17 protein-coding genes are annotated in these 15,360 nt (G+C 35.2%); 7 read left to right on the forward strand and 10 right to left on the reverse strand.

Features of this window, described 5'->3' with window-relative positions; translation table 11 throughout:
• Positions 1 to 7: 7 nt before the first annotated feature.
• The gene (locus JFU20_RS12765) at positions 8 to 1,429 is read right to left on the reverse strand and encodes an amino acid permease (RefSeq protein ID WP_201038671.1); all 1,422 of its coding nucleotides are present in this window, start codon (positions 1,427 to 1,429) and stop codon (positions 8 to 10) included.
• A 106-nt stretch (positions 1,430 to 1,535) separates the two neighbouring features.
• Positions 1,536 to 1,790 (reverse strand): biotin/lipoyl attachment domain-containing protein, encoded by a 255-nt coding sequence (locus JFU20_RS12770; protein WP_002010281.1) that lies wholly within the window; start codon positions 1,788 to 1,790, stop codon positions 1,536 to 1,538.
• Positions 1,791 to 2,091: 301 nt separating this feature from the next.
• Here JFU20_RS12770 and JFU20_RS12775 point away from each other — a divergent pair, with 301 nt between their 5' ends.
• From JFU20_RS12775 to JFU20_RS12785, 3 genes are all read left to right on the forward strand, one after another.
• The gene (locus JFU20_RS12775; RefSeq protein ID WP_201038672.1) at positions 2,092 to 3,495 is read left to right on the forward strand and encodes a sigma-54 interaction domain-containing protein; all 1,404 of its coding nucleotides are present in this window, start codon (positions 2,092 to 2,094) and stop codon (positions 3,493 to 3,495) included.
• A gap of 83 nt (positions 3,496 to 3,578) precedes the next feature.
• Positions 3,579 to 3,782: a hypothetical protein gene (locus JFU20_RS12780; protein WP_201038673.1), complete on the forward strand. Its 204-nt coding sequence runs from the start codon at positions 3,579 to 3,581 to the stop codon at positions 3,780 to 3,782.
• 326 nt (positions 3,783 to 4,108) lie between these two features.
• Positions 4,109 to 4,453, forward strand: a complete 345-nt coding sequence (locus JFU20_RS12785; protein ID WP_002091161.1) for a DUF4064 domain-containing protein — start codon at positions 4,109 to 4,111, stop codon at positions 4,451 to 4,453.
• A gap of 46 nt (positions 4,454 to 4,499) precedes the next feature.
• Here the strand turns inward: JFU20_RS12785 and truA are convergent, their stop codons facing one another.
• The 6 genes from truA to JFU20_RS12815 all read right to left on the reverse strand — a co-directional run bounded on the left by truA (position 4,500) and on the right by JFU20_RS12815 (position 10,454).
• Positions 4,500 to 5,237 (reverse strand): tRNA pseudouridine(38-40) synthase TruA, encoded by a 738-nt coding sequence (gene truA / locus JFU20_RS12790; RefSeq protein WP_002125027.1) that lies wholly within the window; start codon positions 5,235 to 5,237, stop codon positions 4,500 to 4,502.
• 83 nt (positions 5,238 to 5,320) lie between these two features.
• Positions 5,321 to 6,700, reverse strand: coding sequence for a 23S rRNA (uracil(1939)-C(5))-methyltransferase RlmD (rlmD, locus tag JFU20_RS12795; RefSeq protein WP_002029595.1), 1,380 nt, complete (start codon positions 6,698 to 6,700; stop codon positions 5,321 to 5,323).
• Between the two features lie 10 nt (positions 6,701 to 6,710).
• Complete coding sequence (locus JFU20_RS12800) at positions 6,711 to 7,574, reverse strand: DNA-3-methyladenine glycosylase family protein (RefSeq protein ID WP_002125025.1); 864 nt, start codon at positions 7,572 to 7,574, stop codon at positions 6,711 to 6,713.
• Positions 7,575 to 7,633: 59 nt separating this feature from the next.
• Complete coding sequence (gene pdaA, locus JFU20_RS12805) at positions 7,634 to 8,416, reverse strand: delta-lactam-biosynthetic de-N-acetylase (protein WP_002029593.1); 783 nt, start codon at positions 8,414 to 8,416, stop codon at positions 7,634 to 7,636.
• A gap of 126 nt (positions 8,417 to 8,542) precedes the next feature.
• Entirely contained in the window at positions 8,543 to 10,066 is a 1,524-nt protein-coding gene (gene fumA, locus JFU20_RS12810) for a class I fumarate hydratase (protein ID WP_002166994.1), read from the reverse strand.
• Between the two features lie 205 nt (positions 10,067 to 10,271).
• On the reverse strand, positions 10,272 to 10,454 hold the full coding sequence (locus JFU20_RS12815) for an SE1561 family protein (protein ID WP_002010264.1): 183 nt from the start codon (positions 10,452 to 10,454) through the stop codon (positions 10,272 to 10,274).
• Between the two features lie 214 nt (positions 10,455 to 10,668).
• On the opposite strand from JFU20_RS12815, the gene yfkAB reads away from it, so the two are divergent.
• Positions 10,669 to 11,796, forward strand: a complete 1,128-nt coding sequence (gene yfkAB, locus JFU20_RS12820; RefSeq protein WP_002125019.1) for a radical SAM/CxCxxxxC motif protein YfkAB — start codon at positions 10,669 to 10,671, stop codon at positions 11,794 to 11,796.
• A gap of 192 nt (positions 11,797 to 11,988) precedes the next feature.
• Here the strand turns inward: yfkAB and JFU20_RS12825 are convergent, their stop codons facing one another.
• Both JFU20_RS12825 and cax read right to left on the reverse strand, forming a co-directional pair.
• Positions 11,989 to 12,786 carry a YfkD famly protein gene (locus JFU20_RS12825; RefSeq protein WP_201038674.1) on the reverse strand — a complete coding sequence of 266 codons (798 nt, stop codon included), beginning with the start codon at positions 12,784 to 12,786 and terminating at the stop codon, positions 11,989 to 11,991.
• A gap of 81 nt (positions 12,787 to 12,867) precedes the next feature.
• On the reverse strand, positions 12,868 to 13,923 hold the full coding sequence (gene cax / locus JFU20_RS12830; protein WP_201038675.1) for a calcium/proton exchanger: 1,056 nt from the start codon (positions 13,921 to 13,923) through the stop codon (positions 12,868 to 12,870).
• A gap of 179 nt (positions 13,924 to 14,102) precedes the next feature.
• Here cax and JFU20_RS12835 point away from each other — a divergent pair, with 179 nt between their 5' ends.
• The 3 genes from JFU20_RS12835 (at position 14,103) to JFU20_RS12845 (ending at position 15,357) form a co-directional block, all read left to right on the forward strand.
• Positions 14,103 to 14,519 carry a pyridoxamine 5'-phosphate oxidase family protein gene (locus tag JFU20_RS12835; RefSeq protein WP_002010256.1) on the forward strand — a complete coding sequence of 139 codons (417 nt, stop codon included), beginning with the start codon at positions 14,103 to 14,105 and terminating at the stop codon, positions 14,517 to 14,519.
• 155 nt (positions 14,520 to 14,674) lie between these two features.
• Positions 14,675 to 14,821 carry a BH0509 family protein gene (locus JFU20_RS12840; protein WP_000817786.1) on the forward strand — a complete coding sequence of 49 codons (147 nt, stop codon included), beginning with the start codon at positions 14,675 to 14,677 and terminating at the stop codon, positions 14,819 to 14,821.
• Between the two features lie 107 nt (positions 14,822 to 14,928).
• Positions 14,929 to 15,357, forward strand: coding sequence for an EamA family transporter (locus JFU20_RS12845; RefSeq protein WP_002029573.1), 429 nt, complete (start codon positions 14,929 to 14,931; stop codon positions 15,355 to 15,357).
• Positions 15,358 to 15,360: the final 3 nt, after the last annotated feature.

Here is a 15,360-nt window from a genome sequence, read left to right on the forward strand (position 1 = left end):
ATCACTATTATAAACTTTCTAATTCGGTTGTATTTGTCTTTTCAATATGTTCTACTTTACTTCTCTTATTTCTAGTAGCACGATAAAACAGTAAACAAACAATCATAAATGGAATACCACAATACAATGCCATTCTTTGTTCCGGAATGAAAGCCATGCCAACAATTACTGCTAAATTTAATACTAACGCAAGAAGTGGAACAAATGGATACAATGGTGTTTTAAATTTTAAGTCCTTAATATCCCCGCCTTGCTTCAAATATGTCCTTCTAGCCAATAAATTTGAAAGAGCAATAGATGCCCAAACTAATATCGCTCCAAACCCAGCAATAGAAAGAAGCCATAAATAAACTGTATCTTCCGCATAAATACCTGATAGTAATGAGAGACACCCTACAAACGTACTTACAATCAATGCATAAATAGGAACACCGTTTTTAGATAACTTACCAAAAATCGGGCTAATCATTCCTTGATTAGACATAGACCATAGCATACGGGAAGTTGCATATAATCCTGAATTCGCAACTGATAGTACAGCTGTAATAATAACAAAATTTATAATATCAGCCGCATAAGGAATACCAATTTTATCAAATACAACTACGAATGGACTTTCTATCACTCCTGCTTGCTGCCAAGGAAATAGTCCCGCAAGAATAAAAATAGATAGTACAAAGAAAATAAGTATGCGCCAAACTGTATTATTAATTGCCTTCGGGATAGTTTTCTCTGGATTTTCACTCTCACCAGCTGCAATACCAACTAGTTCTGTTCCTTGGAAGGAAAAATTAACTGCAATCATCGTAATTAAAATGGCTGATAATCCATTTGGGAACAATCCACCATAATCAGTAAAGCTAGAAAACATCGGCGCTGGTTCATTTCCTTTCATATCTAGAAAACCAAACATTGCTGCCCCGCCCAAAATAATAAATGCAATAATTGTAATTACTTTAATACTTGCAAACCAGAATTCAACCTCCGCAAAACTTCTTGAAGATAACGCATTAATAACGAAGAGTAATACGGCAAACACTACGCACCAAATCCATGATGATACATCTGGAAACCAACGTTTCATTAATATACTAACTGCAATTAATTCAATGCCTATCGTAGCCGTCCAGTTTAGCCACGACATCCATCCCACTACATAACCCGCTGCAGGTGAAATATGTTTTGTAGCATATGTTTGATACGATCCTGCATCAGGCATCGCAACCGCTAACTCTCCAAGACAGAGCATCGTTAAATACATAACAAATCCACCGACAAGATACGCTACAATCGCTCCTCCAGGTCCAGCTTCATGAATTGTATAACTGGATCCTAAAAAAAGCCCAGTACCAATAACCCCTCCGAGTGCAATCATAAATATGTGCCGACTTTTCAATTCTCTTTTTAATCCCTGGTTTTGATCCATCATATAAATCCCCCCCTTTTCACTTTGCAAACCCATTTAATGTAAGCGTTTTTAAAATTCTTCATAGTAAAAAAAATTATTTAAAAGAGCAAAATACATATTACTACTATTAATCACTACCTGTTATTAATAGGTCATCCCTCACTGTTATTAATAGTTTTTGATCAGCGATAGCTTGTCCTTCTACCACTTCTAATGATTCGATATAACCACTGATTCCCACTTTAATTTCCACCTGCTGCTTATCTATTGTTTCAATTAACGCTAATTTTTCCCACTCATATACGTAAGAACTTTCAGTAACAAATAATTTCTCTACTTTCCCGTAACAAGGACTATACACGCCTTCTATAACCGTCTTCACTTTATAAATTCCTCCCTCTTATTAATTGAAACTGAAACGTTGCATACACTATAAAGATTCATAATCCCCCTACTCTTTAAATTTAGAGATCTTAACTACTATTCATGCAAAATACGTACCAACCTCAATACCTATGTAAAATTAGGATTTCTTACGAAAAAAATCTGCATAACCGCAAAAATTTTCTATCATTTGAAAATTTTTAAGAGAAAATAGCAAAAAAATTTTGCGATTTTATAAGAATTTTAATAAAATTATAAAAAGTCAGTCTTCATAGGGTATAACGAGGAGAAGATAATACATGCATACAGAAGAAATCAATTTTAAAAAGATTATTGAAATGAATGTGCTATACGAAACTTTACTCAATGAACTAGATATTGGGATCCATATTATTAATGAGGAAAGTAAAACGATTATCTATAACCGTAAAATGATGGAAATTGAATCAATGGATCGCTTAGATGTGCTAGATAAAAATCCTTTAGAAGTATTTGCATTTGAAGAAAATAAAAATAGTACTCTTATAGAGGCTTTAAAACTTGGAAAAACAAACAAAAATATAAAACAAACGTATTTTAACAATAAAGGACAAGAGATTACGACGATTAACGATACCTTTCCTATAATAGAAAATGGAAAAATTAAAGGCGCTATTGAAATTTCAAAAGAGATTAGTCATTTAAAGCAAACAATGAAAACGAACCTTTCTCGAAAACAAAATACTAAGTTTACCTTTGATCACATAATTGGTGATTCTAGAGCTATTCAATCGGTCATTACAGAAGCAAAGAGAGTAATACGTACGCCATCCTCCATACTTATCATCGGGGAAACAGGGACCGGTAAAGAGCTATTTGCGCAAAGCATCCATAATGAAAGCCAGCGTTCAACAAAACCATTTATTTCGCAAAACTGTGCCGCTATACCAGAAACCTTAATGGAAAGTTTACTATTTGGTACAAATCGAGGTGCTTTTACAGGAGCAATAGATAAACCTGGTTTATTTGAAGAGGCAAATGGGGGAACTTTGTTATTAGATGAAATCAACTCATTAAGCCCAGCACTTCAAGCTAAATTATTGCGCGCTATACAAGAGAAAACAATACGAAGAATTGGGGGGGCGCAAGAAAAAGAAATTGATGTTCGTATTATAGCAACTATTAATGAAGATCCTCTTGAAGCCATAGCACACAATCGATTAAGACAAGACTTATATTACCGATTAAGCGTTGTTACTTTATGTCTTCCACCTTTACGGGAACGAAAAGAAGATATTGCATATCTTGTTCAACACTTTATTGAAAAATACAATATCCAATTTGATCTTAGCGTAAAAGATGTAGATTTAAACGTAAATAACTTCTTCTATAAATACGATTGGCCTGGTAATGTGAGAGAACTAGAACATATAATTGAAGGCTCCATGAACTTAATAGAAGATGAAGATATCATTACAGCGTTCCATATGCCAACGCACTTTCGCGAACTAGCAAAAAAGGAACTGAATATGCAGACTCCGCTAACTGGTCACAATACTGATACGCCACAAACTTTAAAACGTATAATCGAAGAAATGGAAAAGAAATATATCCATCAAATTCTTAAAGAAAATAAAGGTAATATCTCACAAGCCGCAAAGTTTTTAGGATTGAGCAGACAAAACTTACAATATCGAATTAAAAAATTGCACTTACACATATGAAATGAATATTTCTCCAAGTACAAGTAACCATTTGGAAAAATATGTTATAATTACATGTGACATGATAGAAAGGGGCGATATATATGAGTAATGATAAAAAATTAAAGTTATTACAATACTTATACCTTCTTTCTGCCGTTCTATGTATGATGTTATTCATTAATATTGATATGAACAGCTTTCCTTATGCAAAGCTATTAGCCACAATTAGCGGCTCCTTTGCAGCTATTATGCTTGCTGCTTTTTGGAATTTGAAGCTACGTATGAAAAGAGAAAAATCTTCTTAAACGAACAAAGTTAATTATCATAAAAAACACGAGACGGTTACCGCTCTCGTGTTTTTTCATTCTACTCTCTTTATCTCAATGATTTGAAATTTAACTCAAAATTAGTTATATACTGAAAAAATGTACTTTAGTAAAATCGACAAATTTCGACATTCTGTTTTCATTATATTTGTTATCATGTAAGTTCTAAATCTGACATTTCAACATCTTTGAAGATTGTTTATATAAACTTCACTTATGTTAATAACATGTAGTTCATTTTGTTGAACTAACAAATTGTGAGTTGGATGAAAAAGCTAATAAATATTTTCTAAAAGGTGGTTACTATGAAAAGAACAGCAGAATTTGTATTAGGATTAATTGGTGGTATATTCGGGATTTTATGTGCATTCATCGCTTTATTTATCGGAGGCATAGGAGCAGCAGTTGAAGCTGACGGAGCTAATCAAATTATTGGATTAGGCTGGGCTGCTGTAGCTCTTTCGATATTGGGAATTGTTGGATGTGTTATGGTTAAGAGCAAAGCTAAAGTAGGTGGCATTATGATGACTATCGCTGCCATTGGTGGATTTATTTGTATTTCTATTGTTTACTTATTACCAGGTGTTTTATTATTAATCGGCGGATTAATGGGGATTTTCCGAAAAGATAAGACTACTGCATCAGCATAAAAGAAGAAGCACTCAAATGAGTGCTTCTTTCTTATCCATATCTTTTCTAAAATTCAACATTCTCCAAATACAATCCACTCGCCTCAGCAAGACAATTAATTTGATTACGTTGTTTTTCCTCTAAAATGTTTGGAATTGCGTCCGCCTCTAATTGCCCTAATCCAACTTCAATTAATGCTCCAACAATTTTCCGCACCATGTTATGAAGGAATCCGTTACCACTTACTCTAATTTGTACAAATCCTGATTCTTCGGAAACATCAAGTGTATACACTTCTCGAACCATAGATTTTTTCTTAGACTTTGCATTTGAAAAGGCAGTGAAGTCATGTGAACCAACTAAATGTTTCGCAGCTTCTTTCATGCTTTTCACATTTAATTGTTTATTCACGTGCATGCTGTATTTACGCATAAATGGGTTCGTATGCTCTTCATTCCAAATTTTATAAAGATATGTTTTTGCTTTAGAATTGTAACGAGCATGGAAACGATCTGGTACTTCTTCTACACTCGTAATACTAATATCATTTGGTAAATATTGATTTAAATACTTTTTTACTTTATGTTCTACTAACTTCTCATCACTTTGAAAGTTAGCTACTTGATTCAAAGCGTGTACACCAGCATCCGTTCTACTACAGCCGATAATTTCAATTTCTTTTCCGACCATTTCAGATATTATACTTTCGATTTTCCCCTGAATCGTATTGTCATTATTACCAAGACGTTGCCACCCTTTATAACGCGCACCATCATATTGAATCGTCAATTTATAATTGTTCATTATATTCTCCTTACTTCCATTCGCTAAATAAAATATACCCTCACATAGCTCCTGCTTTGTGAGGGACATATCCTTATTGAATGTTACTTTCTAACAAGTTTCACTACATTTTCTACATGCGCAGTATGTGGGAACATATCAACTGGTTGTACATACTCCACTTCATAGCTCTCCATTAATGTTTCCACATCACGTGCTAATGAGGAAGGGTTACAAGACACGTAAACAACTTGTTTCGGTTTCACTTTTAAAATCGTTTCAAGTAATTTATCATCACAACCTGTACGCGGTGGGTCGACAACAATGACATCTGGACGCCAGCCTTCTTTTACCCACTTTGGTAACCATTGTTCCGCTTTACCAGCTTCATACTTTGCATTTGTGAATCCGTGGCGTTTTGCATTTTTCTTTGCATCTTCAATCGCTTCTGGAATTACATCCATACCACGTACTTCCGCTGCATCATTCGCAAGCCAAAGTCCAATTGTACCGACACCGCAATACGCATCCACAATCTTCTCGTTTCCTGTTAAAGCAGCTGCTTTTTTCGCTTCATCGTATAAAACAACCGTTTGTTCTGGATTTAATTGGAAGAATGCGCGTGCTGATAATTCAAATGATAAATCACCTAGTGTTTCTTGAATTACTTCTTTTCCAGCTAATTTAAATGTTTTATCACCGAAAATAACAGATGTTTTACGCCAGTTTACGTTTTGCATAATTGATTTAACACTTGGCATTTGTTTTTGCACTTCTGCGATAAATTGATCTTTATTTGGTAATTCTTCTTTTGTTGTAATAAGTGTGACTTGCACTTCCCCTGTTTGAACTGCAGTACGTGTCACAATTGTGCGTACTAAACCTTTTTGTTTTTTCTCATTGTAAATAGAAACATTTAATTTTTCTAATATACGTCTTACAACTTTTGTCGCTTCATTCGTTGCTTTATGTTGAATCATGCAATGAGAAATATCAATTAACTGATGTGAGTTTTGCTTATATAACCCTGTAATAACCTTTTCGTCTTTACGCCCCACTTGCAATTGACTTTTATTACGATAATGCCATGGATTTTCCATACCAAGCGTCGGACGAATTTTCTCTTCCAGACTGTTATTCATGTACTTCTCAAATGCTTGTACAACGATATCACGCTTTTGATTTAATTGTTCTTTATAATCTAAATGCTGCAATTGACAGCCACCACACTCCTCATATACTGAACATGGTGCTTTCACACGATGTGGTGAGGATTTACGAACTTTTTTCACTTTCGCTTCAGCGAAGCCACGCTGAATTTTCGTTGCTTCAGCAACAACTTCTTCTCCTGGTAATGCCCCTGGAATGAAAACAACTTGTCTCTTAAAATAACCAACGCCTTCTCCGTTAATCCCAAGACGTTTAATTGTCACAGGAAACGTTTGACCAACTTCCAACTTACTCTCTTGTTGCTTTTGTATCATTATTACACCTCTACTCTATACTTTTCCATAAATATAACGCTGCATAACTGCAATATGGTTCACACTCTTGTTTCACTTTTTCTAAAAATGCATCATCAGGCTTATTATCTAATTGAAATACACCTTGCACTGCGCGCTGAATTCCAATGTCTGCTTTTGGAAACATATTTTTCCGACCAAGCCCAAACATTAAAAAGTTTTGCACTGTCCATGCTCCAATACCCCTTATTGGTAACAATTGTGCCGATACTTCTTCTTCTGTTTCGTTTTGTATCCTTGCTAAATCTAATTTACCGCCTACAATATGTTTTGCTAATCCTACTATATATTCGGCTTTTCGCTGACTAAACTTCTGCTCTCTCAATTCTTCTATTGAAATGTTTGCTACTCTTTCTGGTGTTGGGAAAAAGAAAACGCCGTTCTTCTCTGTCCCATATCGTTTTACAAATTGATCTGTTAGCACAGTAGCAAATTTCAAATTTATTTGTTGATGAATAATACAGCGAAGAAGACAAGCGAAATAATCAAATTCTAAAATAATTGGAGTATAAGCATATGTTTCAAATAGTGGACGTAATGATGTGTTTAAAAAATGATTTTGTATATTTTGAAACGGTTCATTCCAGTGAAAAATGGATCTCATTCGTTTCATTACTTTCTCTTGATCTCCTGCCTGACTAGAGATCCAAAACTGTGGATTTTGAACAGTACCAATCCCTTGCAAACGAACAACAATCTGTTCTTCGTCTATAAAAAGCGGGACATAAATTACTTTCTCGTCTAATTGAATAACGTTTAACGGGTCGAAAGATAAACGCTTTAGTACTTCCTCAAAATGGTACGGATATTCTAACGTAACATGTTCGCTCCACATACGTTTCCCCATCCTTTTTACACATCATTATAGCATGAGAAAACCGCAAGCATACATGCTTACGGTTGATTGCTTTTTACTAAATCATCTAGGCTTTTAAAATGATACCCTTTCTCGCGCAAATCATCAATGATTTTCGCAAGTGCTTCTGCATTATCTTTTGATATTGCATGAAGTAACAAAACAGATCCTGGATGAATCATAGTCATTACATTATTATGAGCGTATTGCCATCCTCTTTGCTGATCTACTTTCCAATCAAGAAATGCAAGCGACCAAAACACGTTATAATATCCCATGTCTTTCGTAAGCGCTAGCGTTCTTTCACTAAACACGCCTCGCGGAGGGCGTACATATTTCACTTCTTTTTGCCCAGTAACTTTTTTAATCTCTTCCGTTACGCTCGTTAATTCTTCACGAAGTTTTGCATCATTTACTGTTGTAAAATCTGGATGACTCCAAGAATGATTACCAATAATATGTCCTTCATTTTTCATTCTTAATAATAAATCTTTTTGTGTTTTTATATAATGTCCCGTCACAAAGAAAGTTGCTGGTACTTTTTTCTCCTTCAGTACATCTAAAATCTTTCCTGTATATCCATTTTCGTATCCATTATCAAATGTTAAATAAATATCTTTTTTCTTCGTATCTCCTAAATAAAACCCACCATTTTTTTGTAGTAATTCTGTATATAGTTTCCCTGCATCTGGCACCGTTTCATTTTTAGGACGTGGGATTCCCCAGTTATGTGGTGTATTCGTATAAGCAAATGTTGAAACTGGAACAAGTGCCATCATAATTGAAAAAATGAGACCTATATATAACCATTTATATTTCATAAATAGTCTCCTTTCCATATATAATCGTACCTGTAGTTTCTGTTTCCCTGCTTTCTTTCATGCTGAACATGTTTTTCTATATATACCAAAAAAATGCACCTCGAATAATTCGAGATGCACTTCTCTTTACTTAAATACAGGTTCTTTAAAGCTCGCCAATTTTTCAAGTGATGTTTTATCAACATCAGCATGTAGACTTTTACCATGAGAATCCATCGTTACAACTGCTTTAAAACCATCGATACGTAAATGCCACATTGCCTCTGGGATACCGAATTGTAAGAAATCAACATCTTTCACTTCTTTAATACATTCAGCATAATATTGCGCTGCACCACCAATTGCATTTAAGTACACACCACCGTGTTCTTCTAAAGCTGCTAATGTTTTAGCACCCATACCACCTTTACCAATTACAGCACGAATACCGAACTTTTTCATAATATCGCCTTGATATGGCTCTTCACGAATACTTGTCGTTGGACCTGCCGCTTTAATTTGCCAATTGTCATTCTCATCTTTCACTACAACTGGACCACAATGATAAATAATTTGTCCCTTTAAATCTACTGGACAATCGTTATCCATTAAATGTTTATGAATCGCATCACGTCCTGTATACATCATGCCGTTAATTGTAACAACATCACCAACACGAAGTTCACGAATTTGCTCTTCTGTAATTGGAGCTTGTAATACGATTTCACGCTGCTCTGTTTGTTCTTGCGCAGCATCTTGTTGAAGCGTATCTTCACCTTCTTGGTATAACCAATCCATAATTTCACCTGTTTCAGGATGAATTGTTACGCCAAGACGACGATATGCCCAACAATTATACGCAACAGATACGTAGAAGCTCGCTGGCAAACGATTATATACTCCAACTTTGCAACCTAATAAAGTTGTTTCTCCGCCAAATCCCATCGTACCAATGCCAAGCTTATTCGCATTCTCTAATACGTACTCTTCAAGCTTGTGTAATTCTGGAACTGGATTTACATCATCTAATGTACGGAATAATTGATTTTTTGCTAATTCGTAACCTGATGTGCGGTCTCCCCCGATACCGACGCCGATTACTCCTGCGCTACACCCTTGACCTTGCGCTTGATATACTGCATGAAGAAGGCATTTACGAATTCCTTCTAAATCACGCCCAGCTCGTCCAAGTCCTTCTATTTCACAAGGCAGGCTATATTGAATATTTTTATTCTCACAACCGCCGCCCTTTAAAATTAAACGTGCATCAATGTAATCTTTTTCCCATTGTTCAAACTTAATAACAGGTGTACCTGGTCCTAAATTGTTTCCGCTATTGTCCCCAAAAAGAGAATCAACAGAGTTTGGACGAAGTTTACCATCTTTTGTCGCCCGCTCAAGCGCACTATAGATAGCTTCCTTCACTTTTAATTGATTCACACCAACTGGTGTATAAATTTTAAACGTTGGCATCCCTGTATCTTGGCAAATTGGCGAGATATTATCATCTGCCATTTTAATGTTATTCGTAATTGTGCCAAGTGCCATCGCTGAACGAGTCCCTGCATTTTCTCGCTCTTTCGCTTGTTGAATCGCACGACGAACATCCTTCGGTAAGTTCGTTGACGTTTCAACAACTAGTTGATACATGCTTTCTTGAAGCTTTTCCATTGTACTTCCCCCTCAATTGTGAACGCTACCAAAACGTTATGAGATGAAAATTCCATTGTTATGCTCTTCAGCTTTTTATTTATTTCATGCTATTAAAGTATAAATGAAATTTTTCACAATTTGATTATACCTTTTTTTCTATATTCCTTCTATTATCCGTACAGAAAAAGGCTGCCAATTTTGTAGTGGCAGCCTTTTTAATATATTATTCGTCTTTTTTAAATTGCTCACATTTCAGTTCTAATTCATCTAACATTGCAAGAAGACGATCTACATCCTCTAATTCTACCTCTTCTGGTTCAATCGTATCAATTACTTCAATGAACATATTTAAACGTTCTTTCAAATATACTAGTTGTGAATCTTTACCTTGAATTGCTTTTCCCATGAAGGCACTCTCCTTTTAATTCGAGTTGCTTTTATTATACCGCAAAAATGATTGCTATGGGGCATGTAATTTCATCAATTTTTTCACAGTAATTCATTATAATGTAAGCCCTCTCTCTTTTTTCACAAAAAAGTTTCACTTTATAAAAAGCACATATTCTTCTATTATAGAGAATGGACAAATTGTTATTTCAATAGTCAAAGGAGTATTTCATATGACGATATCACAAATAATGAAGCCGATTACTCCTTCTTACGATCCATGGGAAGCGTATATGGACCTTGAAGAGTACGGCAAACTACTATTAACAAACGTTGAGTTTACAACGACGACGTTATGCAATATGCGTTGCGAGCATTGCGCTGTTGGTTACACATTACAGCCGAAAGATCCAAACCCGCTTCCGATGGAGCTTTTATTAAAACGATTAGATGAGATTCCTCATTTACGTTCTTTAAGTATTACAGGCGGAGAACCTATGCTTTCAAAAAAATCCGTCGACAACTATGTAACACCACTCTTAAAATACGCCCATGAACGAGGCGTTCGCACTCAAATCAACTCAAACTTAACTATAGATTTAGCACGTTACGAACAAATTATTCCCTACTTAGATGTATTGCACATTTCACATAACTGGGGAACAATCGATGACTTCGTTGAAGGCGGATTTGCAATGATGGAGCGTAAGCCTACTTATGAACAGCGCGCTAAATTATTTGAAAGAATGATTACAAATAGTAAAGCTCTATCAGAGGCAGGTGTACTCGTATCAGCCGAAACTATGTTAAACAAACGAACTCTACCACATATTGAACATATTCACCGTCAAATCGTTGAAGAAATGGGCTGTAAACGTCATGAAGTTCACCCGATGTATCCGAGTGACTTCGCTAGCACACTTGAAATTTTAACAAAAGAAGAAATTCGAAATGCAGTTGAACATTTATTAGAGATCCGTGATGAAAATGTGTGGATGTTATTCGGAACATTACCTTTCTATGCATGTAGTGATAATGAACACGATTTAGCTACACTAAAGAAATTACATGAAAGTAAAAATGTAACTGTCCGCAATGATCCAGATGGTCGTTCTCGTTTGAACGTAAATATTTTCGATGGAAATATTATCGTGACCGACTTCGGTGATGTCCCGCTTCTAGGTAATGTACAAACAAATACACTACAAGAAGCTTACGACAAATGGTGTGACTCAAAAACAGCAAAATCATTAAGTTGCCATTGTCCTGCCGTGAAATGCCTTGGACCAAATGTTCTTGTAAAAAATAGCTACTATCCAAAAGAAGATTTCTTATCAAAAACATCAAACATTATGTTATAAAGTGAAACTTTAATCAGTGGGGGTTTTGTTCATCCCCCACTGATTATTAGCCCACACCAATCGGGAGTTTACGGGCAGCAGGGCCTCCCACCTAACTTCTTTGCTCCAGCCGAATTTTGAGGTGGGAGTTTTACTGCCCGCAAATAGCGGGATAAATAAAAGACGTCAGCTTATAGGCTGACGTTTTTTATTTCATTGTGCATGCGATGAAGAAATAAATTTAAAAAATAAATGATCATGAATTGGAATAGCGGCTCCGATTCCTTGAGATGTAATATTTTTCACGACAAGCTTTTTTTGATTCCCTTTTAACACAAGGTAGACTTCTCCAAATGTTACTTTTCCTTTTTCATTTACTGCTGGTGTATACGCATATAAATATCCAAGTTGACTTGGACTAATATTATAAACACGCTCATGTCCGGTACCATAACCAATGGTTGTTTTAAATGAAAGTGGCAATTGTACTTTTTCAAGCGCTTTTAGAAGCATCATTTTTTTCACATCTGTAGTATCTTTCATATCTGCTGTTAAATCACCTTCGATTGTCTTTTGGGTTTCTTGCTTATAGCGAAGTGGGTATAAGCGATCCCCTCCACGATTATCATATACATTTCGATTTACTTGCTTATATTCCCAATTAATCGATGTGTCTATTGACTCATAATTTAATGCCCATTGCCCTAAATAAATTTTCGCTCGGTACCCTACTGCAAGCGGTGCATTCGAAATTGTCGTTTCATTAAACATTCGAATTAAATCTGGGTTTTCAATTTTGATATTTGCTGTTTTCAATAGTTCTTGCGCAAACTTACTTGGCTGTAAACGCGGTAAATCTTGTGCGTCATTTGGAAATGTATTATCCTTTGAAATATTTAAAACAGATGAAGGCATTTTTACTTCTACCGTTGTCTTTGCAAAACTACTGTTAGGAAATAATAAAATAAACGAGACCATGGTTGAAAGACATATGCTGTATACTCGTTTCACCTGTCTGGCTCCTTCCTATGTAAAGGTATATAAATTACTGTATTTAGTGTTTTCCCTCTGAAGCATTGTTATCCCTATTTTTCATAATAAATAAAAACCAATTCCCATAATGACATACGCAGCTAATAAAGTGCCTCCTTCAAACCAGTTTGTATCCCCATCATTTGAAATAGCAATAGTTAAGAAAACAGCTGTAATCATGGAAACAAGCTCTGGTATTGTAAATACTAACGGCATCTTTTGTGCAAAAAACATCGACAGAAGCACTAACGCAGGAGCAACAAACATGGCGATTTGTAATGTAGAACCTACTGCAATTTCTACTGCGATATTTACTTTATTTTTATATGCCATAATAATCGCAGATGCATGTTCTGCTGCATTCCCAACAATTGCAACGATAATAACCCCTATAAATAACTCTGACCAGCCAAACGACTTTGCGACCGTTTCAAAAGTATGTACGAGTGCCTCTGACACATAAGCAACTGCAAGTGTTGCTATCGCTAAAATGAGTAGCGCTTTACCTTTGGACCACTCTGGCTCTTCCTCATGCGCTACTTCATCACTTTTATGTTGATATACACCACGGTGCGTAACTAACTTAAATAGCAATGCAGCAAGATACATAATGATCATGATAATAGAAACACCGATACTTAATTGATACGTCTTTCCAGCATCCATCTTCATTGAAAAAATCTCTGGAATAACAAAGGCTACGACAACAGCAAATATTAATAAAGCTGAATTATGTCTTGCATCATAAACATTGAAACTTTGTCTTTTATACTTAAGGCCACCTATAAAGAAGGATAACCCTCCTACCAGTAATAAGTTTCCAAGTACAGAACCAGTTAAGGAAGCTAAAACAACTTCTGTTAATCCTGCCTGGAGTGCAAAAATTGAAATGATAAGTTCCACGGCATTACCGAAAGTTGCATTTAATAAACCACCTATCCGAGGCCCAGAAACAATTGCTAAACTTTCTGTCGCCCTCCCCATAAAACCAGCTAATGCAATAATAGTAATGCAGTATACAGCAAACATAATAGTTTGTGGCCAATGAAGTGTTTTTCCGATTACAGAAAGTGGTACACCTATAAGCGCTACTATGAGAAATATTTTATTAAACATGCTTTTCATCCTTCCATCGTATGTATTTCTCCTCGATATTATTATTATTCATCTCCTAACTTGTCCGATTTCATCACAATTACGTTTAAAAAATCGGATTGAAGAAAACAGTATGAAAGATATTTAAATTATCTTGTTCAGACAGAAAAAATTATGAATTATGAAAAGAGGCTAAAAATATGCACTTAAAAGAAAAAATCGCAACTATTATTCAAGGTCAACGCACTGGTGTATTATCTACTGTACGTAACGATAAGCCACATAGCGCCTTTATGATGTTTTTCCACGAAGATTTTGTACTATATGTTGCAACAGATCGAAATTCAAAAAAGATAACAGATATTGAAAAAAATTCCAATGTACATGTACTACTTGGACGTGAAGGAAAGAAATTAGATGAGGATTACATTGAAGTTGAAGGTATCGCTTCCATCGAAGAAGATCAAACATTAAAAAACAAATTTTGGACTAATAGCTTAAAACGCTGGTTACTCGGTGCGGAAGACCCTAATTACGTACTAATAAAAATCAATCCCGATACAATTTATTACATCGATGGTGCTGGTACGACCGAGCCCGAGTTTTTACGACTATAAAATAAAAACAAGCCCCCTTAGGTGGGCTTGTTTTGTCGAAAGGTTCTTCTGAAAAAAACAATAAAATAGGTGGAACTTTCTAAAGATTCTGTTATATAATAGCAGTAACTTAAATAAACTGTATTAAAACAGATCGAGGGGAGAAATTAAAATTGATGAAAAGAGAAGAACGAAAAAACATGATTGAGTTTATTGAAAAGAAAAAAGGGATTGAACGTGACGAATTATTATTTATGACTGATGATGAAGTAGAGCATATTTATAATGTAACGTACTTTTTATATGAAGAAATAGCAGAGTAGTATAATAAACCCCACCTTATTAAATATATAGGGCGGGGGTTTATTTCGTTTTTTATACATGAGAATGATTTTCATGTATAATAATGTAAGATTGGAGGAGTTTCACTATGAGTTCATGGCTATTATTCGCACTATTATCAGCAATTGCTGCTGCCCTCGTATCTATTTTCGGAAAGATTGGCTTAGATGGAATCGATGCCAACGTCGCAACAACGGTTCGCTCTATTATTATGGCATTATTTATGGTAGGAGTTATTATTATACAAGGTAAATTTCAAAATATCGGTGATGTCCTCCTAAATAAAAAAGCACTGCTATTTATCACATTAAGTGGAATCGCTGGTGCTTCGTCATGGCTATTTTATTTTCTTGCGTTAAAAACAGGAAAAGTTTCACAAGTAGCACCTATCGATAAATTAAGTGTAGTATTTTCCATTATTCTCGCGATGATTATATTAGGTGAAAAGTTAAACTTTATGACCGGTATTGGTGTAGTCTTTATTACAGCTGGTGTATTATTTATTGCTTTCAGCTAAAAA

The sequence above is a fragment of the Bacillus sp. TH30 genome (assembly GCF_016650875.1).
Lineage (GTDB): Bacteria > Bacillota > Bacilli > Bacillales > Bacillaceae_G > Bacillus_A > Bacillus_A mycoides.

Bases quoted from the DNA above. Each gene is read 5' to 3' on its own strand.
- rlmD (WP_002029595.1), bottom strand. From the start codon at position 6,700: ATGATACAAAAGCAACAAGAGAGTAAGTTGGAAGTTGGTCAAACGTTT.
- JFU20_RS12845 (WP_002029573.1), top strand. From the start codon at position 14,929: ATGAGTTCATGGCTATTATTCGCACTATTATCAGCAATTGCTGCTGCC.
- JFU20_RS12765 (WP_201038671.1), bottom strand. From the start codon at position 1,429: ATGATGGATCAAAACCAGGGATTAAAAAGAGAATTGAAAAGTCGGCAC.
- JFU20_RS12800 (WP_002125025.1), bottom strand. From the start codon at position 7,574: ATGTGGAGCGAACATGTTACGTTAGAATATCCGTACCATTTTGAGGAA.
- JFU20_RS12780 (WP_201038673.1), top strand. From the start codon at position 3,579: ATGAGTAATGATAAAAAATTAAAGTTATTACAATACTTATACCTTCTT.
- JFU20_RS12840 (WP_000817786.1), top strand. From the start codon at position 14,675: ATGAAAAGAGAAGAACGAAAAAACATGATTGAGTTTATTGAAAAGAAA.
- JFU20_RS12835 (WP_002010256.1), top strand. From the start codon at position 14,103: ATGCACTTAAAAGAAAAAATCGCAACTATTATTCAAGGTCAACGCACT.
- JFU20_RS12785 (WP_002091161.1), top strand. From the start codon at position 4,109: ATGAAAAGAACAGCAGAATTTGTATTAGGATTAATTGGTGGTATATTC.
- pdaA (WP_002029593.1), bottom strand. From the start codon at position 8,416: ATGAAATATAAATGGTTATATATAGGTCTCATTTTTTCAATTATGATG.
- cax (WP_201038675.1), bottom strand. From the start codon at position 13,923: ATGTTTAATAAAATATTTCTCATAGTAGCGCTTATAGGTGTACCACTT.
- JFU20_RS12815 (WP_002010264.1), bottom strand. From the start codon at position 10,454: ATGGGAAAAGCAATTCAAGGTAAAGATTCACAACTAGTATATTTGAAA.
- yfkAB (WP_002125019.1), top strand. From the start codon at position 10,669: ATGACGATATCACAAATAATGAAGCCGATTACTCCTTCTTACGATCCA.
- JFU20_RS12775 (WP_201038672.1), top strand. From the start codon at position 2,092: ATGCATACAGAAGAAATCAATTTTAAAAAGATTATTGAAATGAATGTG.
- truA (WP_002125027.1), bottom strand. From the start codon at position 5,237: ATGAACAATTATAAATTGACGATTCAATATGATGGTGCGCGTTATAAA.
- fumA (WP_002166994.1), bottom strand. From the start codon at position 10,066: ATGGAAAAGCTTCAAGAAAGCATGTATCAACTAGTTGTTGAAACGTCA.